The following is a 21,281-nucleotide window of genomic DNA, read 5'->3' as shown; positions in this document are numbered from 1 at the left end:
GTGAAGTGTCAGCACATTTTCCGGGTGACGGTAGGGCTTCTGTAGTGCATTTGAGTGGATTACTTGCCTGATCCTCTGAGTTTCAGTGCCAGATGACGACGCCCATGACTTGCGCGGGTAAAGTGCAATGAAGCATTGAAAGGGTCTGTCATGACATCCACTCCCACCCCATTGAACGCGCTGATCCAGTCGATTGGTTCGCGCACGCCGTCGCCCGGCGACTACGCCATGCCGATCCCCGGCCTGGGCTTTTATCGGCGTGAGCAACCCGCTGCGCCGGTGGTGTGCATGGTTGAGCCGTGCATCGTGCTGGTGGCCCAGGGCGAGAAGCAGTTGTGGGTCGGTGGCGAGGGCTACCCCTACGACACTTCCCGGTTCCTGGTGACGTCGCTGGACATTCCGGCCAATTCCGAGGTGCTGGCGGCCAGCCCCGAGCAACCGTGCCTGGGGCTGACGTTCAAGCTGGACCTGCGCATGCTCGCCGAGCTGATCGCCCAGGGTGGCTTGCCGCCGGCGCGTGAGCGTGCGGTCATGAAGGGCGTGGGGATCGGCACGGTCACCGACGGCATACTGGCCGCATTCGCGCGCCTGGTGGCGTTGCTGGATGAACCCGAGGCTATCCCGGTACTCGCGCCATTGATCCAGCGCGAGATTCATTACCGGCTATTGAAAAGCGATCAGGCCGGTCGACTGCGCCAGATCTGCTCGGTGGACGGACAGGGCTATCGAATTGCCAAGGCGATCGACTGGCTGAAGTTGAATTTCGACGCAGCCCTGCGTGTGGAAGAGCTGGCAGCGCGGGTGCAAATGAGCGCGGCGACCTTTCACCATCACTTCCGGCAACTGACCGCGATGAGCCCGCTGCAATACCAGAAATGGCTGCGTCTGAATGAAGCACGACGATTGATGTTGAACGAGCACCAGGATGTCTCCAGTGCCGCGTTCAAAGTCGGGTATGAGAGCCCGTCGCAATTCAGCCGTGAGTACAGCCGACTGTTCGGGGTGCCGCCCAAGCGCGATATGGCAACACTGCGGGGCCGGGCGGGTGTCAGTGATCCGCCGGGGTCAGATTAGCGTAGAAGATGCAGCCAATCAGCCGTGCGAACAGGCTCAGGGTTTCCGGCAGGTTGGGGTCGTCGAACAGCATGGCCCGTGAGTCCAGCGCACACAGCGCCCCGAACAGGCGGCCATCGGGCAGGAAGATCGGCGCGCCGGCGTAGCTTTCGATGGCGTATTGCTTGACCACCGGGCGTGACGCGAAACGGCCGTTCTGGCTGATCTGGGGGATGAACAGGGTGTGTGGGTTGATGCAGAACTCACTGCACAGGGTGGTTTCAAGGTCGAGTACGTCGTCGACGTTGATGCCCATTTGCAGCGGGTCGTAGGCCGAACACACCACCCATTCCTGGTCGGTGAACTTGGCGATGCCGGCGAATCTCATCCCGGTCAGACGAGTGACCAGCTTGAGGATGTTGGTGGTTGCTTCAATTTCGGCAATGGCGGCGCGCTCGTCTGCGCTGAGTAACCTGTGTGCGGCGGTGACGCTTGAAACCATGCTGAACGCTCCAATGGCGTGGTCGCAGGCCGCGACCACGCACAGTCAGGTTATTAGTTGATGCGCGGGTGTTGCTGTACCAGGTTTTCCCGCTTGGTTTGCAGCGCGGCAATCTCGGCATCGATGTCTTCGATTTTCTGCTCGATATTGTCGTGATGCTCCTGCAGCAGCTCCTTGGCTTCTTCCATGTCGGAAGCCGCCGGGGCCGCGCCACGCAGGGGCTTGTTGGCGGTTTCCTTCATGGTCAGGCCAGTGATCAGGCCTACCACTGCAAACACCATCAGGTAATAGGCGGGCATGTACAGGTCGTTGGTGCTCTCCACCAGCCAGGCCACGGCGGTCGGCGTAACACCGGCGATCAGTACCGAGACGTTGAACGCACTGGCCAGGGCGCTGTAGCGCAGATGGGTGGGGAACATTGCTGGCAAGGTCGACGCCATCACGCCGATAAAGAAGTTCAGCACCACCGCCAGAATCAACAGGCCGCCGAAAATCAGGCCGGTCTTGCCACTGGTGATCAGCATGAAGGCCGGGATCGACAGGAACAGCAGGCCAATGCTGCCGGCGATGATGAAGGGCTTGCGGCCGATCTTGTCGCTGACAAAACCAATGAACGGCTGCACGAACAACATACCGACCATAATCGCGATGATGATCAGCACGCCGCTGTTTTCGGCATAGTGCAGGTTGTGGGACAGATAGCTCGGCATGTAGGTGAGCAGCATGTAGTAGGTCACGTTGGTGGCAGCGACGATACCGATGCAGGTCAGCAGGCTGCGCCAGTGCTTGGTGGCGATTTCCTTGAACGAGACTTTAGGGCCGTGGCTCAGGCCTTCGCGGTCACCCTGTTCGAGTTTGTCGACATGCTGTTGAAACGCCGGGGTTTCTTCCAGCGCGTGGCGCAGGTACAGGCCGATGATGCCCAGGGGCAGGGCGAGGAAGAACGGCAGGCGCCAGCCCCAGGCCTCGAATTCGGCTTCACCGAGCACGGTGGAGATCAACACCACCACACCCGCGCCGAGCACGAAACCGGCGATGGAGCCGAAGTCCAGCCAACTGCCAAGGAAACCGCGCTTGCGGTCGGGCGCGTATTCAGCCACGAAAATCGACGCGCCGGTGTACTCGCCGCCCACCGAGAAACCCTGGGCCATTTTGCACAGCAGCAACAGGATCGGGGCCCAGATGCCAATGGAGGCATAGCCGGGGATCAAGCCGATGGCAAAGGTGCTCAAGGACATGATCACGATGGTGGCGGCCAGGACTTTTTGCCGCCCGTACTTATCGCCCAGTGCGCCGAAGAACAGGCCGCCCAGCGGGCGAATCAGGAAAGGTACGGAGAAGGTAGCCAGTGCTGCGATCATCTGCACGCTGGGGGAAGCGTCGGGGAAGAACACCTTGCCCAGCACATAGGCGACAAAGCCATAGACGCCAAAGTCGAACCATTCCATGGCATTGCCAAGTGCGGCGGCGGTGATCGCCTTGCGCATCTTGTTGTCGTCGACAATGGTGATGTCTTTCAATCCGATGGGTTTGACGCGTTTTTTACGTAGTTTCATGCGGGCCACTCAAAAGCTGAACAGGGGAGGTGCCATCGCTACGATGGCACCGCTCTGTCAGTTCAGATACAAGTGGACACGAAATAATTCACCGCTTTGTGTATTTTTTCTCGCATGGGTAAAAATGCCTGGTTCTGAAGGCCGATGCATAGCTACCGGCAAAACAGATCAAATGTGGGAGCTGGCTTGCCTGCGAAAGCGGTGGTTCAGTTAAAGATTCAGTGACTGGCACTCCGCTTTCGCGGGCAAGCCCGCTCCCACAAGGGGAGGCATTGTCAGTCAGGCAAAACAGGGAAGTCATTTAAATGCCAAGCAGTCATTCACGCCTTACCTACCGCCAACCACGACCCGCAGACGTTCAGCGATTGTTCGCGATCTTCGGCGATCCACAGACCAACCTGTTCAATCCTGCCGGCCCGCTGCCCAACCTGAGGGCGGCACAACGGCTTTTGGATCACTGGCTGGAGCAATGGGCTTCCCAGGGCTACGGCTGGTGGGCGATTGCCCGCAAAGAGACCCCCGACCACATCATCGGGTTTGGCGGCATCGCGCCCCTTAATTACCTGACGCAGCGGCGCATCAACCTTGGCTATCGTCTGGCCGTGGAGGCCTGGGGGCAGGGGTATGCCACTGAGCTGGGTCGTGACGCCCTGGCGCTCGCGTTCGACACGCTATCGCTACCGGAAGTCTTCGGGTTAGTGCGGCCCGATCATGCTGCGTCGATCCGCGTATTGGAGAAGCTCGGCATGCAACGCTTTGGCCTGCTGGATGATGTCCCCGGTCAAGCGCCCAGCCTAGTGCTCAGGGTTTGTCGTCCTACAACTGCACAGCACTGACATTTTTCGAATTCACGTAATTCCTGGATAAGCGGCAATCTTTGCGATTGACACTGCGCGGGCGTCTCGCTATAAAACCAGCAGTTGTACGACGACATATGACGTTACATATGTCCTACCTAACAAAAATAAAAAGTGATGCCATGAATCTGAACGAGCCCATCAGTGCCCTTCGTGTCGGCCAGGCGGTCGGCAGCTATCGCTGGACGATCTGCGCGATGTTGTTTTTCGCGACCACGGTCAATTACCTCGACCGCCAGGTGCTCAGCCTCTTGGCACCGCAACTGTCAACGCAGTTTGGCTGGAGCAACACCGATTACGCCAACATCGCGGCGGTGTTCCAGTTTGTCTACGCCATTTCCATGCTGTTTGCCGGGCGCTTCGTCGACAGGATCGGCACCAAGGCCGCCTATGTGGTAGCCATTGGCATCTGGTCCACTGGCGCGATCATGCATGCGTTTTCGGTGCCGATGGGCGAGGGCATCGCGGCGGTCAGTGGTGCCATTGGCCTGGCCGTAATCCCGGTGTCCATTGCCGGTTTCATGCTCTCACGAGCGGTATTGGCGATTGGCGAAGCGGGTAACTTCCCGATCGCGATCAAGGCCACTGCCGAATATTTCCCCAAGAAAGAACGCTCCCTGGCCACCGGCATCTTCAATTCCGGCGCCAACGTCGGCGCGATTCTGGCGCCCATCTGTGTCCCCTTGATTGCTGGCATGTGGGGCTGGGAGGCGGCGTTTATGGTCATCGGTATGCTGGGTTTTGTCTGGGTTGCCGTGTGGGCCGCCGTGTATGAAAAACCGGAACAGCAAAAACGCCTGTCACCTGAGGAACTGGCCTACATCCGTAGCGACCAGACCGTACAACCATTTACCCCGGCACCGACGGGCACCGCAGGGAAGAAAGTCTCCTGGTTCAAACTATTGACCTACCGCCAGACCTGGGCGTTTGCCTTCGGCAAGTTCATGACCGACGGCGTGTGGTGGTTTTTCCTGTTCTGGTTGCCCACCTACCTGTCTGCCCAATACGGCATGAAAGGCGCCGATATCGTGATGCCGCTGGCGGTGCTGTACAGCATGACCATGGTCGGCAGTATTGGCGGCGGCTGGTTCCCCAGCTACTTCATGGCGCGCGGCGATGCCCCCTATGACGGGCGCATGAAAGCCATGCTGGTGATTGCGCTGTTCCCGCTGGTGGTGTTGCTGGCGCAGCCGTTGGGTTACCTCAGCTTCTGGGTGCCGGTGCTGCTGATCGGTGTGGGCGCTTCGGCACACCAGGCGTGGTCATGCAACATTTTCACCACCGTGTCCGATATGTTCCCGCAGAAAACCGTGGCCTCGGTGGTCGGCATTGGCGGCATGGCCGGTGGCCTGGGTGGCGTGCTCATGACCAAGATCGGTGGCTGGGTGTTCGACTATTACAAGTCCATCAACGACATCCATACCGGCTACATGATCATGTTTGCCATCTGCGCCCTGGCTTACCTGGTGGCCTGGAGCGTGATGAAGACGCTGGTGCCGCGCCACAAGGAAATCACTGATCTGTGACGCTAGCTAGAAAGGTCATCAAGGCAGCGACGATGACCTCGGGCGCGTCCTCTTGCACCAGATGCCCCGCACGCGGGACGCGCAGGTAGCGTGCACCTAATCTATCTGCGAGCGCGTCGCCTTGTGCCACGTTGATCCATTGGTCCTCCTCTCCCCAGAGCAATTGCACCGGGCAACGCAGCCCGGTGAGCCGGTCTTCAATCTGGTCGGTATAGCGCTGGTCCATTTGCGCAATCTGGCGATAGAAGGCGGGCTGGCCAATCTCACCTGTCCAGGGTGTGACGTAGGCGAGCAGCACCTCGGCAGGTAGCGGCGTGAAGGCGGCGCCCTGTAGATAGGCACGCACAATCGCCTCATGGATATAGGCCGGCGCGTCGCTGAAGGCCTGTTCATGGCGGCGCACATGCTGCACCAGCGGCGAACCCCAGGGCGCCATGGCGACGGGGTCGATCAAGGTCAGGCTGGCATAGTCGCAGCCATCGAGCAGATGCGCACGAAGCGCCGTGGCACCGCCAAAATCATGGGCCAGCACATGGGGGCGTTCCAGGCCCCAATGGTGTAGCAGTGCGGCGAGCAACAGGTTTTGCACGCCCAGGGACACGTCCTGGCCCGGCGCCTGTTCAGACTGGCCATAGCCAAGCAGGTCGTAATAGAACACGCGGTACTGCTGGGCAAACAAGGGCGCGATACGCCGCCACACATGGGAGGAGAACGGCGTGCCATGCACCATCACCAGCGCCGGCCCCTGGGTACCCAGCTGGCCCCAGCGCACGGTTTGATTGTGGAAGTCAAAGGTGTGGGGCAGTGCCAGTGCGTCGTTTGAATGGGTCATGGTTGAGTCTCCCCTAAGGTCTGATGGGTTGTGGCGGGTTTTGCCTGCGCCAGGAGGATACGAACCGCCATGACCACGCCGACGAGCACGGCAGCCAGGCCCACGGCTTCCATTGGCGTCGGCCAGCGCCGGTGAAAGCCTAGACCGAGCAGGCTGGCGAAGAGTGATTCCAGGGCAATCAACTGACCGCTCAGTACCATGGGCAGGCGCCGCGTTGCCGCATTCCAGGCCCAGGCGCCGACCGCCGTGGACATCACCGCGATGCCCAGGCTCCAGGCATACAGCGGCCATGCCTGGCTCCAAGCCGCGCCAAGGGTCGGCAACCGGAACAAGCCCAGCGCGTATAGCCATGGCAGCAGGCACAGCGCCGCGCCGCCTGCGCCTACCAGCATCAGGGCAGTCCACAGACCGGTTGCGCTGGCTGGCAGGCGCGCCAGTTGCTGTTGATTGATGACGCTGAACCCCAGCCACAAGGCCACTGCGCCCAGGGAGAAGCACAAAGCCGCCAGCCAGGAACCGGTGCCGGAGGCGGGCAGTTGGAGGCTGCTGACCGTGGCCAGCAACAGCCCCATGGTGAGGCAGGACAACGGCATCACCAACTGGCGCCATTGCAGGGTCTTGTGACTGGCGTTGCCTATCAACGCCAGTAGCACCGGGACCATGCCGACAAACGCTGGCGTCAGCACCGGGCCGCCGAACATCACGCCGGCAGCAATGCACACGCCATAACCGAGGCAACCCAGTGCGCCCAGTGCTGCCGCCAGTACGCACTGGCCGGTGCTGAGTACACTCAATTGCGCCCTGCACACCATGATCCAGACGAGACCCAGCCCACCGGCCATCAGAAACCGTACGGCCATCAAGTCGTAGAGGCTGTAGACGCCGGTGACGTAGGGCGCAATGAAGTTCAGCGCCCAGCCAAGGGTGGCGACAACGGCAAATATCACACCGGTAAAGAGTGAGGTGCGGGCGCTGGTCATGAGGCTGATCCATGAAGTGAGGGATTCATGGTGCCCAGCGCTGCGGCTGTGCTACAAACGAGTTTTCAGCCTTGGATGCATAACCACAGATTATGAATGCACTTGGCAAAACCTTACCGCCTCTGGCCAGCCTCCTGCCGTTTGAAGCGGCGGCGCGCATGGAGAGTTTCTCCAAGGCGGCCGATGAATTGCACCTCACCCAGGCAGCGGTCAGTCGGCAGATCCGCGGGCTGGAGGACAACCTGGGGGTCAAGCTGTTTTGTCGGCGCAACCGTGGGGTGTTCCTGACGCAAGAAGGGCGTGAGCTGGGGCGGGTGGTCAGCCTGGCCTTGCACAGCATCAGCGAGGGCGCGGTCAGCCTGAGAACATCGCCCCAGCGAAATCGCGTGGTACTGCTATGCCAGCTATGCGAGGCGTTCTATTGGTTGATGCCGCGCCTGGCGACCTTCCACCAGCAATACCCGCAGATCGAGATCCAGGTGGTGACCTGCACGCGGCCGATCACCCAGTTCGACGGGCATTTCGATGTGGCCCTGCAAAGTACCCGGCGCGCCAGTGGCAGCCATACGCTGATGTTCACCGCCTCCGACGAGGTGTTCCCGGTGTGCAGCCCCAGCTACCTCTGCCCGGAACAACCGTTATCACTGGCTGAATTAAAGCCCTGCACATTTCTGCACCACAGCTCCGAGCCTCCGCATTTGATGGAGTGGGATGAGTGGCTGCAGATGTTCGGCCACACGCTGGCCAGGGATGCACGCAGTGCCACCTTCGACAGTTACCCGCTGATGTTGCAAGCCGCCGTGGAAGGGCACGGTATCGCCATGGGTTGGCGTCGTACCGCAAGCCGGCTGATTGAGAGTGGGGCGCTGGTGCGGCCCTGCGCAGAAAGCGTGTTTTTGCCCGAGGCTATTTCGGTCTACAGGCAGCAAGGGGCGGGCAGTCGGGAGGAGGTCACGGCGTTGTTGGCCTGGCTTGACGCACAATTGCAGAGTGACGGCTGACAGGGGCGTCGCAGCCCCTGTCATCTGCGGTTATTGGTTACGCGTGACGCGCCAAATCGTATTGGCCAGGTCGTCGGCAATGATCAGCGCGCCTTTGGGGTCTACCGTCACCCCCACTGGACGCCCACGGGTCTTGCCATCGTCGCCGCGAAAGCCGGTGGCAAAGTCGATGGGCTCGCCCGCCGGTTTGCCGTTGCTGAACGGCACGAAGATCACCTTGTAGCCCACTGGGTTGTCACGGTTCCAACTGCCGTGCTCGCCGACAAACGCGCCGTCAGCGAATTTTTCACCCATGGCAGGGATGGAGAAATCCACGCCCAGCGCGGCCACATGGGAGCCCAGGCTGTAATCGGGTTTGATCGCCGCAGCCACCTTGGCCGGGTTTTGCGGTTGTGCGCGAGGGTCGACGTTCTGGCCCCAGTAGCTGTAGGGCCAGCCGTAGAAGGCACCTTCACGCACCGACGTCAGGTAGTCTGGCACCAGGTCGGGGCCGAGTTCATCGCGCTCGTTGACCACGGTCCACAGTTGCCCTGAGCCCGGTTGGATGGTCAGCGCCGTCGGATTGCGCAGGCCCGTAGCGTAGGGCTTATGCGCGCCGGTGGCGGCATCGATCTGCCAGACCATTGCGCGGTCGATCTCCACTTCCATGCCGCGTTCGGTGATGTTGCTGTTGGAACCGATGCCCACGTACAGCTGACGCCCGTCGTCACTGACGGCCAATGACTTGGTCCAGTGATGGTTGATCTGCGCCGGCAGGTCGGTGACTTTGACGGGCGGGGCGCTGGCCTTGGTCTGGCCGTCGGCGTAGTCAAAGCGCACCAGTGCGTCCTGGTTGGCCACGTACAGTTTGCCGTCGGCGAATGCCAGCCCGTAGGGAGCGTTGAGGTTGTCGGCGAATACCGTCTTGAGTTCATAGGTGCCGTCACCGTCGGCGTCACGCAGCAGCGTAATGCGGTTGCCGCCCTTGACCTTGGTGTTGCCCTGGGCCTTGATCACACTGGCGATCACGTCCTTGGGCTTGAGCTTGGCCGCACTGCCGCCACGGCCTTCGGCCACCAGGATATCGCCGTTGGGCAGCACCAGGGTCTGGCGCGGGATCGCAAGGTCGGTGGCGATGGCGGTGACGCTGTAGCCTTCGGGTACCTTGGGCTTTTGATCGCCCCACGGCGTGGGCTCGGCAATCTTCATGCTCGGCAACAGGCTGCTTTGTTGTTCGGGCAGCTTGGGGTCAGGGCCGCGCGCCTGGGTCTTGTCACCTTCGCCGCCACAGGCACTCAGCAACAGGGCGGCGCTGAGCAGGGTCAGTGTGTTGAGTGGTTTCATCGGGCAGCTCCTGAACGCAGGTTGGTCAAGCCGATCCAGGTGGCGACAATCGCCAGCACGGTGATGATCGCCGACAGCACCAGGCCAGCAGGCATCATGGCGTAGGCATCCTTGGCATGTTGAAAGGCGTTCACCAGCCCCAGCACCCATGTGCCCAGCAACAGCAGGAAGTACGCCACCGGGCGCCCGCCCTTGTGTTCGGCGCGCAGCAGGTTGACCAGTGCAAACAGCAGGGCAAAACCACAGAACACCAGCGCCCCGGCGATCAGCCAGGAGGCAAAATTGGCCCATTGGATCTGGTAGGTCTGGCCGTAGGCGATATCACTGAGCAAGGCCCCGAGAAACAACGGCACGGTGCCGGCAAGCAATGTGCCATGCAACGGCCCAGGCCTGACGACGGGGTAAGTGGAGAGGGTAGTCATGTTGGTGGCGGCTCCTTATCGTTCTGCACCCTGGGCTCAGGGCGCGCTGACTTCGCATAGGAAAGGAGCATGGCACTTGTAAGAAAGTTCACTGGGATGGCGTGTCGAGGTGTTTCTCGAACCATGCCCAATAGGGCGTATTTTTGACCTGGCGGCGGTTGTAATCCGGGCTGCCATCGCCCCACCACACAGGGCCACGCTCGCCCAATGCCACCTTGGCACGCTGCACCCGTTGCCGGGCGGCGTTCAAGGCTTCGGGGTCGGCGCTGCCCTTGGCTGACTTGACCGCCCGGCGTGCATCCATCAATTCATTGACCCAGTATTGGCGCGTCGCGTCATCCAGCGCCGGATTGGTACAGCGCCACAGCTGCCCCTTGACCACAAAGTAGCGACCGTCCGGGGTGCTAAGCATGGTGCCAGCGCAGCACTCGCAGCACACCCCATAGCATCGAAATCACAATCGCCATCCAACCGGCAAACAGACTGAAGAGTGTCATTGCAAGGTTCATCACCACCTCCATTTGCGTTGTCGTCTCCTGATAGGTGACCTCGCTCGGGAACGAGGATTCAACTGGATGTGTTTACGATAATGCCTGCATGACTCATCCTGTTGGGCTCCTCCAAGGAATCGTTTTATGCCAACCCTGCACCTGTTATGCGGCAAGATCGCCTCCGGCAAGACCACACTCGCCAAGACCCTTGCCACCGAGCACGCAGCCATTGTGCTCAGCGAAGACCAGTGGCTGGCCAGTCTCTACCCTGGTCAGATCCAGAGCATTGCCGACTACCTGCGCTGTGCCCAGCAGGTTCGTGGAGTACTTGAGCCGCTGGTGATCGATCTGTTGGCGTGCGGCGTCAATGTGGTGCTGGATTTTCCGGCCAATACCCTCGCCAATCGTCAATGGTTACTCGGCCTGGCCCAGGCAGCCAAGGTGCCGCACTGCCTGCATTACCTGGATCTGGACGATGCCACCTGTCGTGCGCGCCTGCATGCGCGCAATGCCCGAGGTGACCATGATTTTGCCGCCACTGATGCCGAGTTTGACCTGATCACTCGCCATTTCAGTGTGCCGAGGGAAGAGGAAGGGTTGGTGATTGAGATACATCGCCCGTGACTACCCAAAAACCTGCAGGCATCGATGCCGACGGCTATATCCTTACCGTCGCTGATGGGCCTATACAACCCGAGTTCCAGCCCCTGCTGACGGACATCTGCGCTACCTTGTCCCGGCCTGAGCTGGGGCTGCACGCGATCTACCTGTATGGCAGCATCGCACGGGGCGAAGGTGAGATCGGCATTTCTGATCTTGACCTTTCACTGATACTGGTCGAACCACCGAATGCGCCGGTGCTTGAACAATTGGAGTCGGCCCGACTCGCTTTGGAGCAACGGCATCCGAGCGTCACCAAGATCGACTTCGACATCGGCCACCGCGCCCAAGTGTTGGCGCCTGAAAACCTAAACAGTTGGGGCTTCTGGCTCAAACATCATTGCCGCTGTCTCTGGGGCGAAGACCTGTCACTGCACGTCGAACCGTTTCGCCCGTCCCGTGCCATCGCCCTGGCGGTCAACGGCGATTTTGAACAGGCGCTCACGGCGTACCTGTTGCGCATCGAACAGGCCAGTACTGAACGCACACGGCTTGACCTGCAGCGGGAAGCATCGCGGGCCTTGATCCGCGCTACCCACACCCTGCGAGCCGAGGATGCGCAAACCTGGCCGCAAACCCTGGAAGACTACGTCGGGCTGTTCGTTCAGCATTACCCGACCATGCGCGTGCAAATCGCCTACTTCCTGTTTGAGGCACGCAACCCGAGCGCCGAGGGCGAGGCATTTACGACACGCCTACGGGCATTTTTGAGTTGGATGGTTTCGGCTCTTATAGAAAGGAATCAATCAGATGCGTGAACGCAAAGCCGCACGATTACTGGTCATCAACCCTGCACAGCAAGTGTTGCTGTTTCGCTTCGTGCATAAAGACGGCGCCCTGGCCGGCCAGGATTACTGGGCCACGCCCGGCGGTGGCGTGGAGGCAGGGGAGAGCTTCCACAGCGCTGCGATTCGTGAGTTGCGCGAAGAGACGGGTATCACCTTCAGCAGCGTTGGGGAATCCGTGGCAGAGCGTAGTTTCCCGTTGATGTTACCCAGCGGTGAAACCGTGTTGGCAGTAGAGCGGTACTTCGTTGTGCATGCATCCAGCGACGCGCTTTCCAGGGCCGAATGGACAGTAGAGGAGACCCAGGTGATGGCGGATCATCATTGGTGGTCGGCAGAGGCGCTGCTCGCGACGAGCGATACGGTATGGCCGCAGGCGTTGCCGCAAATGCTGGAGGATGCCGGGGTGTTTTAGCCGTTTTCCATGAACGATGGGGGCAGGCGAATCGGGGCGACATTTAGGTAAGCGGCGGCTTTAGGGCTGTCACGGGAGCAAGCTCCCTCGCCACAGGTGCAGCATTGCATCAAAAAGCGCATCGCGGGTTACATGGATCTAATATTTCCCCGGTATTGAACACCCTTGCATAGTCCATCGCCAAGTTACTGAGCGACAACGCATGCACATCCTCTGCGGCCCACAGCCGTCCCGACAAGTCGGTTTGATCGAAGGTAAAACACGCATCCGCCGCCACGATCACGTCGAACCCCAGGTTGCCGCCCGAGCGTGCGGTGGATTCCACTGAATTGTTGGTGATGACCCCGACGATCACCAACTGCTGGATCGAGCGCAGGTGCAGCCAGCGCTCCAGGCCCGTGGCGCTGAATGCATCCGGTACGTTTTTTTCCACCACATGCTCATGGGCCAGAGGGTGCAGCGCATCCTGGAACTCACAGCCGGGCTGGCCTGGCCGGAACACCGAAGCGCCAGAGCGGGAGATATGCCGCACATGAATGATCGGGCGTTGCGCCTGGCGCCAGGCATTGAGCAATTGCTGTATGTGCTGCTCAGCGTCTGGGTTGTTGCGGCGGCCTAGTGTGGGATCGGCCATGCCTTTTTGCATATCGATGATCAACAGTGCGGCGTTCGTCGCTATCGGTTCCATGGCCTGTCCTGGCGGTGGTGAACATTATCTAACTGGAGCAACGCGCTCCCACAGGGTGGACGTTAGCACCGATCAGCAGCCCATACGCAAAACCCTGAGACTTCCCGGCGAAACGCTTCATAATGGCGGCCAATTTGTTTAGCTCGTTATTCTGGTGTGCCCGCATGGAAATTAAGGTCAACTTTCTCGACAACCTTCGGCTTGAAGCCAAGTTCGATGACTTCACGGTCATTGCCGACCAGCCCATCCGCTACAAGGGCGATGGTTCGGCACCGGGGCCATTCGACTACTTCCTGGCTTCGTCGGCGTTGTGTGCGGCGTACTTTGTGAAGTTGTACTGCCAGACGCGCAATATTCCCACCGAGAATATTCGCCTGTCGCAGAACAACATCGTCGACCCGGAAAACCGCTACAACCAGATTTTCAAGATCCAGGTCGAATTGCCCGCAGATATCTCCGACAAGGACCGCCAAGGCATCCTGCGTTCCATCGACCGCTGCACCGTGAAGAAAGTGGTGCAGGCCGGGCCGGAATTCGTGATTGAGGAAGTCGAGAACCTCGACGCCGATGCCCAGGCGCTGTTGATGCCCAACTCCACGTCCGCAGCAGGCACCTACATTGCCGGCAAGGACCTGCCGCTGGAGCAGACCATCGCCAACATGTCGGCGATTCTCGCGGGCCTGGGCATGAAGATCGAGATTGCCTCGTGGCGCAATATCGTGCCCAACGTGTGGTCGCTGCATATCCGCGACGCCCATTCGCCGATGTGCTTTACCAACGGCAAAGGCGCGACCAAAGAGGGCGCGCTGGCGTCGGCGCTGGGTGAGTTCATCGAGCGTCTGAACTGCAACTTCTTTTACAACGACCAGTTCTGGGGTGAGGATCTGGCCAACGCGCCGTTCGTGCATTACCCGGACGAGCGTTGGTTCCAGCCGGGCCCCAACGATGAGCTGCCGAGTGAAATCCTCGATGCCTACTGCCTGAAAGTCTACAACCGCGAGGGCGAGCTGCGCGGTTCACACCTGTTCGACACCAACTCCGGCAACGAAGCCCGTGGCATTGTCTCCCTGCCGTTCGTGCGTCAGTCCGATGGCGAGGTGGTGTATTTTCCGTCCAACCTGATCGAAAACCTCTACCTGAGCAACGGCATGAGCGCCGGCAATACCTTGGCCGAAGCCCAGGTACAGTGCCTGTCGGAGATTTTCGAGCGGGCGGTGAAGCGCGAAATCATCGAAGGCGAATTTGCGCTGCCGGACGTCCCCGCCGAAGTGCTGGCCAAGTACCCGGGCATCCTGGCGGGTATCGAAGGCCTGGAAGCCCAGGGCTTTCCGGTGCTGGTCAAGGATGCGTCCCTGGGCGGTGAATTCCCGGTGATGTGCGTGACCTTGATGAACCCGCGTACCGGCGGCGTGTTCGCTTCGTTCGGCGCGCACCCCAGCCTGGAAGTGGCGCTGGAACGCAGCCTCACCGAGCTGCTGCAAGGCCGTAGCTTCGAAGGCTTGAACGACCTGCCGCAGCCGACCTTCGAAGGCCAGGCGGTCACCGAGCCGAACAACTTCGTCGAGCACTTTATCGATTCCAGCGGCGTAGTGTCGTGGCGCTTCTTCAGTGCCCAGTCGGATTATGAATTTGTCGAGTGGGACTTCTCCGGCCAGGGCGAAGACTCCAACGCCCAGGAAGCCGCCACGCTGTTCGGCATCCTCGAAGGCATGGGCAAAGAGTCGTACATGGCGGTGTATGAGCACCTGGGCGCTACTGCCTGCCGCATCCTGGTGCCGGACTACTCGGAAATCTACCCGGTGGATGACCTGATCTGGGACAACACCAACAAGGCGCTGTTTTTCCGCGAAGACATCCTCAACCTGCATCGCCTCAGCGAGGAGGAGCTGCAGGCGTTGGTCGAGCGCCTGATAGAAAGTGAGCTGGACGACTACACCGATATCACTACGTTGATTGGCATTGAGTTCGACGACAACACCGCGTGGGGCCAGTTGACCATCCTGGAGCTGAAACTGCTGATCTTCCTGGCGCTGAAGCAGTATGAAGAGGCTAAGGAATGCGTAGAGATGTTCCTGCAGTACAACGACAACACCGTTGAGCGCGGCCTGTTTTACCAGGCGATGAACGCGGTGCTGGAGATGGAACTGGATGATGACCTCGAGCTGGCTGACTACGAGGCCAACTTCCGGCGCATGTTCGGTAATGAGCGCATGGACGCGGTGATCGGTTCGGTTGACGGCAGTGTGCGCTTTTATGGGCTGACGCCGACCAGCATGAAGCTGGAAGGCCTGGATCGGCATTTGCGCTTGATCGACAGCTACAAGAAGCTGCATGCGGCGCGGGCCAGCATCACCCAAGGCTGATACACACTGATCGTTCCGACGCTCCGCGTGGGAATGCAGTCAGGGACGCTCTGCGTCCCCAAGCGTGACGCAGAGCGTCACCGGATGCGTTCCCACGCGGAGCGTAAGAACGATCAAATTGAGTTAGATGTGGGCCAAGGCTTGCGCCAGATCGGCGCGCAAATCCTCCACATCTTCAACCCCCACCGACAAGCGCACCAGCCCATCGCCAATCCCCAATTGCGCTCGCGTCGCCGCCGGGATGCTGGCATGGGTCATGATCGCCGGGTGCTCGATCAGGCTTTCCACGCCCCCCAGGCTCTCGGCCAGGGCGAAGATCTTCACGTTTTCCAGAACGCGCGTCGCGCCGGCCAAGTCGCTGTTCAAGTCCACTGAAATCATCCCGCCAAAGCCGCGCATCTGCTGTTTCGCCAGGTCGTGCTGTGGGTGGGATTTGAGGCCCGGGTAGTGAACCCGTGACACTTGCGGCTGTTGCTCCAGCCAGGTGGCCAGGTCCAGGGCATTGCTGCAATGGCGCTCCATGCGCAGCGCCAGGGTTTTTACCCCGCGCAGGGTCAGGAAGGCATCGAACGGCCCGGCGATGGCGCCGATGGAGTTTTGCAGGAAGCCCAGGCGTTCGGCCAATTCAGCGTTATCACCGACAACAGCGATACCACCGATCACATCAGAATGCCCATTGAGGTATTTGGTGGTGGAGTGCACCACGATGTCGAAGCCCAACTCCAGCGGGCGCTGGATCCAGGGGCTGGCAAAGGTATTGTCGGCCACGCAGATAATCCCGCGGGCACGGCAGATGCGGGCCACGGCGCGCAGGTCGGTCAGGCTCAGCAGCGGGTTGCTTGGGGTTTCGACCCAGACCATGCGCGTGTCGTCCTGCAATGACGCTTCAAACGCCGACAAGTCGCTGAGGTCGACATAGCTGAAACGGTGCCCGGCACTGCGCTGGCGCACTTTGTCGAACAGCCGGAAAGTGCCGCCGTACAGGTCATTGCCCGAGACGATATGCGCGCCAGCATCCAGCAGTTCGAGCACGGTGGAGATCGCCGCCAGCCCCGAGGCAAACGCAAATGCCTGGCTGCCGCCTTCAAGGTCGGCCACGCAGCGTTCCAGGGCGAAACGCGTGGGGTTATGGGAGCGGCCATAGTCAAAACCCTTGTGTACGCCGGGGCTGTCTTGCAGGTAGGTGGAGTTGGCGTAGATCGGCGGCATCAGCGCGCCCGTGGTCGGGTCGGGTGACTGCCCGGCGTGGATCACACGGGTGGCAAACGCGCTTTTATCGGGCTGGCTCATGCAAGGGATCTCCGTAGGTGGTTAAGCAGGTCGACGCGGGTGATCAGGCCATGAAAGCCTGCGGCGTCGGCAATGATGGCGACCAGGCCGCGATCCAGTTCAGCCTGCAGTTCGGCCAGGCTGGCGTTGGGGGCCAGGGTGTGCAGGGTGTTGGTCATGGCGCTGGCGACGGTCATGGAAAAATCTGCGGCGTCGTGGTGCAGGCCCAGCAGGATGTCGGACTCGTCGATCACTCCCACCAGGGTCTGGCCATCGACAAGCACCGGCAGTTGCGACACGTCCGCCAGGCGCATGCGCTGGAAGGCGGTGAGCAGGGTGTCGTCGGGGCTTACGCTGATCACGCGGCCGTCTTCGAAGCGGCGCGCGATCAGATCGCGCAGGTCGCCGTAGTGTTTGTACTGCAACAGGCCGGCGTCGTTCATCCACTGGTCGTTGTAAACCTTCGACAGGTAGCGCGTACCGGTGTCGCAGACGAAGGTGACCACGCGCTTGGGCTCGGTTTGCTCGCGGCAGTAGCGCAAGGCCGCGGCGAGCAGTGTGCCGGTGGATGAGCCGCCGAGTATGCCTTCGGCCTTGAGCAATTGGCGGGCGTGGTCGAAGCTGTCTGCATCACTGATGGAGTAGGCGTGGCGCACGCTGGACAGGTCGGCAATCGAAGGGATGAAGTCTTCGCCTATCCCTTCAACGGCCCAGGAACCGGGAGTTTCCAGGGTGCGGCTGCGGCTGTATTCGGCCATTACCGAACCGACCGGGTCGGCCAGCACCATGGCCAGTTCGGGTTGCACGCGCTTGAAGAAACGCGTGAGGCCGGTGAGGGTGCCGGCCGAGCCGACGCCCACCACAATCGCGTCCACATCGTGCTGGGTCTGCGCCCAAATCTCCGGCGCGGTACTGGTCTCGTGGGCCAAGGGGTTGGCCGGGTTATTGAACTGGTCGGCGAAGAACGAGCCCGGAATACCTTTGGCCAAACGTGCCGCCACGTCCTGGTAATACTCGGGGTGGCCCTTGCCCACATCGGAACGGGTGATATGCACCTCGGCGCCCATGGCCTTCAGGTGCAGCACCTTTTCCGTGGACATCTTGTCGGGCACCACCAACACCACCCGGTAACCCTTGGCCCGGCCCACCAGCGCCAGGCCCAGGCCGGTATTGCCAGCGGTGGCTTCAATGATGGTACCGCCAGGGCGCAAACGACCGTCGCGTTCAGCGGCGTCGATCATTGCCAGGCCGATGCGGTCCTTGATGGAACCGCCGGGGTTTTGCGATTCAAGCTTGAGAAACAGCGTGCAGGGGCCGGTATCGAAGCGGCTGACCTTGACCAGCGGGGTATTGCCGATCAGTTCGAGTACAGCGGGGCGTGAAGGGGTGGGCATGTCGTCTCCTGGTTACGGGATGGGCGCAGGGCGGGGGACAGCAAAAAAACAGCATGGCTTGGAACATAGGCCGGTATTGACGGTGTCGCAACCGGGCGTCCGTTGTATGACTTTTTTTGCCGCATGGGGGAGGGCGCGCAATCCAGATGTAGGAGCTGGCTTGCCTGCGATGGTCATAGGTATCTACACAAATTTGGTGCGACGCTGAACCTGTGGCGAGGGAGCTTGCTCCCGTGACGGCCTGACAGCCGGCGTCGATCTAACTAACGCGCCGCGATTCAAATGTGGGAGCTGGCTTGCCTGCGAAGGCGGTCTGCCAGCCGACCGGGATATTGGATCTGACCGAGTACATATCCATTATTAAGGTAACGGCCACCGATGGTTCCGCCCTGACGGCGGCTCACTTTGCAAAAGCCGGGATGCCGGCCCAGGCCAAAGTAAGCAAAACGCTCTTGCCCCACCACTCGGCACCTCGCCTAGGCTCGGTGTGCCCGTAATCCGCCAGCGCGGTTTAACGGGGCGCCTAAGATCAAGAGCGACTCGCTTCGCATCGTGGTTGCTGTCTGCTGTTACGCTGGCTGACCCACCGCCATCGCGGCCTCGCCAAGGCTCGAGCGCTCCCACCGTTCAGTTTCCGGCAATGGCGGCTTCGATGGCAGCGATGTCGATTTTGGTCATGGTCATCATCGCTTCAAATGCGCGCTTGGCGACGGCAGGATCTTTACTGGTAACTGCATCGACCAACACCCGCGGCGAGATCTGCCACGACAGCCCCCACTTGTCCTTGCACCAACCGCAAGCGCTCGCCTGCCCATCGTTGTCGATGATGGCATGCCAAAAGCGGTCGGTTTCCTCCTGGTTATCCGTGGACACCTGAAAGGAAAACGCTTCACTGTGCTTGAACAGGGGGCCGCCATTGAGGCCCACGCAGGGGATACCCAGTACGGTGAATTCAACCGTCAACTCATCACCCTGCTTGCCGGATGGGTAGTCGCCAGGCGCACGGTGTACGGCCTTTACTTCGCTGTCGGGGAAGGTGTTGGCGTAGAAGGTCGCTGCCTCCAGAGCATCGCCGTTGTACCAGAGGCAGATCGTATTTTTGTTGTTCATCGCAAGGCTCCTCGGGTTGAAAGGTGCATGAAGTCTAGACGAACAACCTGCAACACTACTCAGGCTTGCACCGCCTCCCGGCCAGCGCGTGAGTCGGCCCGCCGCGAACGCCAGCTCAGCCCCAATACCATCAGCAAGCCCAGGCCCGCCATCAGTGCGCCTGCCAGGGAAATGGCCGGGTAGCCGAGCCCGGCATTGATCACTGCACCTCCCAATGCCGCACCAATCGCATTGCCAAAATTGAACGCACCGATGTTCATCGCCGAAGCCAGGTTAGGCGCGTCTTTGGCGGCCTCCATCACCCGCATCTGCAGCGGCGGCACCAGGGCAAAGCTGGCAGCGCCCCACAGCAGGATCGACAACGCCGCGGGCAACGGCCATTGCATGAGCACCGAAAAGGCCAACAGCACGGCAATCAACACCACCAGCGAGATGATCAAAGTGCGGTCCACTGAGCGGTCCGCTGACTTGCCACCCCACACATTGCCCAGGGTGAGCCCGATTCCGAACAACACCAGCATCCCGGTGACGAAATTGGTCGAGGCATGGGTGACATCGCGCAGAATCGGCGCGATGTAGGTGAATACCGTAAACATCGCACTCGAGCCCACCACGGTCAGGGCCAGCGCGGCCAGCACCGGCCCGCGCCCCAGCACACGGATTTCCGCCATCAGGCCGCCACCCTTGGGCGCGGGAGTATTGGGCAGGGCCCACCACAGCGCCGCCATGACCACCGCGCCAAGCCCACTGATGCCCCAGAACGCAGTACGCCAACCAAAGTTCTCGCCAAACCAGGTCGCCAGGGGTACGCCGCCAATGGTCGCCAGGGTCAGCCCCATGAACATCGCCGCCACGGCCCCCGCGCGCTTCTCGGGCGCCACCAGGCTTGCGGCCACAATCGAGCCAATCCCAAAGAACGCCCCATGATTGAGCGACGTCACCAGCCTGGCGATCATCAGCGTCTGGTAGTTGCTGGCCAACGCCGACAGCAAATTACCCAGGGTAAAAATCGCCATCAGCCCTATCAGCAGATAACGGCGGGGCACCCTGGCCGTCGCCAGGGTCATGATCGGCGCGCCAATCAACACGCCCATGGCGTAGGCGCTCACCAACAGCCCCGCAGCGGGAATGGAGACATCAAGATCAGCGGCGATACCGGGCAACATGCCCATAGGTGCAAACTCTGTGACCCCGATGCCAAAGGCACCGACGGACAATGCTACAAGGGGGGGATTGATACGCATGGGTGACTCCTCATCTGTGAGCCAAATGCTACAATCCTGCCTTTTGCAGCAGTAGCCCTTGGTTGGGAACTACAGCTTTGCGCAGGAGGCACAAATGGACATCGGCGGGCGCTCGGGAGAGATGGAAGTCTTCACTATGGTCGCCGAGCACGGCAGCCTGTCGGGTGCGGCCAGGGCCTTGGGGCTGACCCCATCGGCCATCAGCCGCATCATCACCCGCACCGAACAGCGCATCGGCACCCGTCTGCTACTGCGCACCACCCGCGCCATCACCTTCACCGCCGAAGGCGAAGCCTACCTGCGCGGCGCCCGACGCATCCTCGCCGACATGGCCGAAGTCGAAGATGCCATCACCGACCAGGGCGCCCCACGCGGACGCCTGCGCGTCAGCGCCGCACTGGCCCACGGCCGCATGACCATCGTCCCCCTGATCGCCGCCTTCAGCGCCCGCTATCCCGCCATCGTCGTCGACCTGATGCTCGGTGATGAAGTAGTGGACATCCTCGGCGGCCAGGCCGACGTCGCCATCCGCTTCGGCCCCCTCGCCGACAGCCCCCTGACCGCTCGCCTTATCGGCTCTACCGGGCAGGTTATCGTTGCTTCACCGGAGTACCTGACACGGCATGGCACCCCCGTGACGCCGCAGGATTTACTGCAACACAACTGCCTGCGCTTACACATCTGATGCTGCCGACGAGCGACCAAGTGTAGATGGCGGTGGACGGCGGATCAGTAAAAAAGAAAAAAGTGCCAATAAGGAAAGGTGATAGAGAGGAGTAAGGCATAACTAACCGATACTGCAAAAGGGAT

General features: G+C 60.9%; 20 protein-coding genes and 1 pseudogene. 9 read left to right on the top strand and 12 right to left on the bottom strand.

Features of this window, described 5'->3' with window-relative positions; genetic code table 11:
* Window positions 1–150 precede the first annotated feature (150 nt).
* The gene (locus JFT58_RS25285; RefSeq protein ID WP_054897347.1) at window positions 151–1,074 is read left to right on the top strand and encodes an AraC family transcriptional regulator; all 924 of its coding nucleotides are present in this window, start codon (window positions 151–153) and stop codon (window positions 1,072–1,074) included.
* On the opposite strand, the gene JFT58_RS25280 is transcribed toward JFT58_RS25285, so the two are convergent.
* Together JFT58_RS25280 and proP are read right to left on the bottom strand one after the other, a co-directional pair.
* Entirely contained in the window at window positions 1,049–1,555 is a 507-nt protein-coding gene (locus tag JFT58_RS25280) for a GAF domain-containing protein (RefSeq protein WP_020302594.1), read from the bottom strand. The genes JFT58_RS25285 and JFT58_RS25280 overlap by 26 nt on opposite strands.
* A gap of 53 nt (window positions 1,556–1,608) precedes the next feature.
* Entirely contained in the window at window positions 1,609–3,111 is a 1,503-nt protein-coding gene (gene proP / locus JFT58_RS25275; RefSeq protein WP_014718644.1) for a glycine betaine/L-proline transporter ProP, read from the bottom strand.
* Window positions 3,112–3,416: 305 nt separating this feature from the next.
* On the opposite strand from proP, the gene JFT58_RS25270 reads away from it, so the two are divergent.
* Window positions 3,417–3,947 (top strand): GNAT family N-acetyltransferase, encoded by a 531-nt coding sequence (locus JFT58_RS25270; RefSeq protein ID WP_054897348.1) that lies wholly within the window; start codon window positions 3,417–3,419, stop codon window positions 3,945–3,947.
* A gap of 143 nt (window positions 3,948–4,090) precedes the next feature.
* A complete protein-coding gene (locus JFT58_RS25265; RefSeq protein WP_054897349.1) occupies window positions 4,091–5,494 on the top strand; it encodes an MFS transporter in 1,404 nt (467 codons plus the stop codon).
* Here the strand turns inward: JFT58_RS25265 and JFT58_RS25260 are convergent.
* Complete coding sequence (locus tag JFT58_RS25260) at window positions 5,481–6,326, bottom strand: alpha/beta fold hydrolase (RefSeq protein ID WP_054897350.1); 846 nt, start codon at window positions 6,324–6,326, stop codon at window positions 5,481–5,483. The two genes, JFT58_RS25265 and JFT58_RS25260, sit on opposite strands and share 14 nt — an antisense overlap.
* Window positions 6,323–7,306: a DMT family transporter gene (locus JFT58_RS25255; protein ID WP_054897351.1), complete on the bottom strand. Its 984-nt coding sequence runs from the start codon at window positions 7,304–7,306 to the stop codon at window positions 6,323–6,325. The genes JFT58_RS25260 and JFT58_RS25255 overlap by 4 nt, the downstream gene beginning before the upstream one ends.
* A gap of 92 nt (window positions 7,307–7,398) precedes the next feature.
* On the opposite strand from JFT58_RS25255, the gene JFT58_RS25250 reads away from it, so the two are divergent.
* On the top strand, window positions 7,399–8,307 hold the full coding sequence (locus JFT58_RS25250; RefSeq protein WP_054897352.1) for a LysR substrate-binding domain-containing protein: 909 nt from the start codon (window positions 7,399–7,401) through the stop codon (window positions 8,305–8,307).
* Window positions 8,308–8,337: 30 nt separating this feature from the next.
* Here the strand turns inward: JFT58_RS25250 and JFT58_RS25245 are convergent, their stop codons facing one another.
* From JFT58_RS25245 to JFT58_RS25235, 3 genes are all read right to left on the bottom strand, one after another.
* On the bottom strand, window positions 8,338–9,630 hold the full coding sequence (locus tag JFT58_RS25245) for a PQQ-dependent sugar dehydrogenase (RefSeq protein ID WP_014718638.1): 1,293 nt from the start codon (window positions 9,628–9,630) through the stop codon (window positions 8,338–8,340).
* Window positions 9,627–10,052 carry a DUF2231 domain-containing protein gene (locus JFT58_RS25240; protein WP_054897353.1) on the bottom strand — a complete coding sequence of 142 codons (426 nt, stop codon included), beginning with the start codon at window positions 10,050–10,052 and terminating at the stop codon, window positions 9,627–9,629. Before JFT58_RS25240 ends, JFT58_RS25245 begins: the two co-directional genes overlap by 4 nt.
* An 88-nt stretch (window positions 10,053–10,140) precedes the next feature.
* Window positions 10,141–10,464 carry a hypothetical protein gene (locus JFT58_RS25235; RefSeq protein WP_054897354.1) on the bottom strand — a complete coding sequence of 108 codons (324 nt, stop codon included), beginning with the start codon at window positions 10,462–10,464 and terminating at the stop codon, window positions 10,141–10,143.
* A gap of 223 nt (window positions 10,465–10,687) precedes the next feature.
* Here JFT58_RS25235 and JFT58_RS25230 point away from each other — a divergent pair, with 223 nt between their 5' ends.
* Genes JFT58_RS25230 through JFT58_RS25220 form a run of 3 tightly spaced genes read left to right on the top strand, consistent with a single transcriptional unit; the run spans window position 10,688 to window position 12,403 of the window.
* Entirely contained in the window at window positions 10,688–11,167 is a 480-nt protein-coding gene (locus JFT58_RS25230; RefSeq protein WP_054897355.1) for an AAA family ATPase, read from the top strand.
* Window positions 11,164–11,961 (top strand): nucleotidyltransferase domain-containing protein, encoded by a 798-nt coding sequence (locus JFT58_RS25225; RefSeq protein WP_054897356.1) that lies wholly within the window; start codon window positions 11,164–11,166, stop codon window positions 11,959–11,961. The genes JFT58_RS25230 and JFT58_RS25225 overlap by 4 nt, the downstream gene beginning before the upstream one ends.
* Entirely contained in the window at window positions 11,954–12,403 is a 450-nt protein-coding gene (locus tag JFT58_RS25220) for an NUDIX hydrolase (RefSeq protein ID WP_054897357.1), read from the top strand. Before JFT58_RS25225 ends, JFT58_RS25220 begins: the two co-directional genes overlap by 8 nt.
* A gap of 109 nt (window positions 12,404–12,512) precedes the next feature.
* On the opposite strand, the gene JFT58_RS25215 is transcribed toward JFT58_RS25220, so the two are convergent.
* Window positions 12,513–13,091, bottom strand: coding sequence for a cysteine hydrolase family protein (locus tag JFT58_RS25215; RefSeq protein WP_034127585.1), 579 nt, complete (start codon window positions 13,089–13,091; stop codon window positions 12,513–12,515).
* Between the two features lie 164 nt (window positions 13,092–13,255).
* Here JFT58_RS25215 and JFT58_RS25210 point away from each other — a divergent pair, with 164 nt between their 5' ends.
* Window positions 13,256–15,454 carry an OsmC domain/YcaO domain-containing protein gene (locus JFT58_RS25210; protein ID WP_054897358.1) on the top strand — a complete coding sequence of 733 codons (2,199 nt, stop codon included), beginning with the start codon at window positions 13,256–13,258 and terminating at the stop codon, window positions 15,452–15,454.
* Between the two features lie 123 nt (window positions 15,455–15,577).
* Here the strand turns inward: JFT58_RS25210 and JFT58_RS25205 are convergent, their stop codons facing one another.
* From JFT58_RS25205 to JFT58_RS25190, 4 genes are all read right to left on the bottom strand, one after another.
* Window positions 15,578–16,744, bottom strand: coding sequence for a cystathionine gamma-synthase (locus JFT58_RS25205; RefSeq protein WP_054897359.1), 1,167 nt, complete (start codon window positions 16,742–16,744; stop codon window positions 15,578–15,580).
* Complete coding sequence (locus tag JFT58_RS25200) at window positions 16,741–18,117, bottom strand: pyridoxal-phosphate dependent enzyme (protein WP_019817158.1); 1,377 nt, start codon at window positions 18,115–18,117, stop codon at window positions 16,741–16,743. The genes JFT58_RS25205 and JFT58_RS25200 overlap by 4 nt, the downstream gene beginning before the upstream one ends.
* Before the next feature lie 627 nt (window positions 18,118–18,744).
* Window positions 18,745–19,227, bottom strand: a complete 483-nt coding sequence (locus JFT58_RS25195; protein WP_054897360.1) for a VOC family protein — start codon at window positions 19,225–19,227, stop codon at window positions 18,745–18,747.
* Between the two features lie 59 nt (window positions 19,228–19,286).
* Window positions 19,287–20,471 (bottom strand): MFS transporter, encoded by a 1,185-nt coding sequence (locus tag JFT58_RS25190; protein WP_054897361.1) that lies wholly within the window; start codon window positions 20,469–20,471, stop codon window positions 19,287–19,289.
* A 94-nt stretch (window positions 20,472–20,565) separates the two neighbouring features.
* Between JFT58_RS25190 and JFT58_RS25185 the strand changes: the two are divergent.
* Window positions 20,566–21,150, top strand: a pseudogene (locus JFT58_RS25185) (LysR family transcriptional regulator); the annotation flags it as partial.
* Between the last annotated feature and the right edge of the window lie 131 nt (window positions 21,151–21,281).

It is taken from the genome of Pseudomonas sp. MF6767, assembly GCF_016405475.1.
Taxonomy (GTDB): Bacteria; Pseudomonadota; Gammaproteobacteria; order Pseudomonadales; family Pseudomonadaceae; genus Aquipseudomonas; species Aquipseudomonas paracarnis.
The sequence above is the reverse complement of the archived record's forward strand: the minus strand, read 5'-3'. Positions and strand labels throughout refer to the sequence as shown.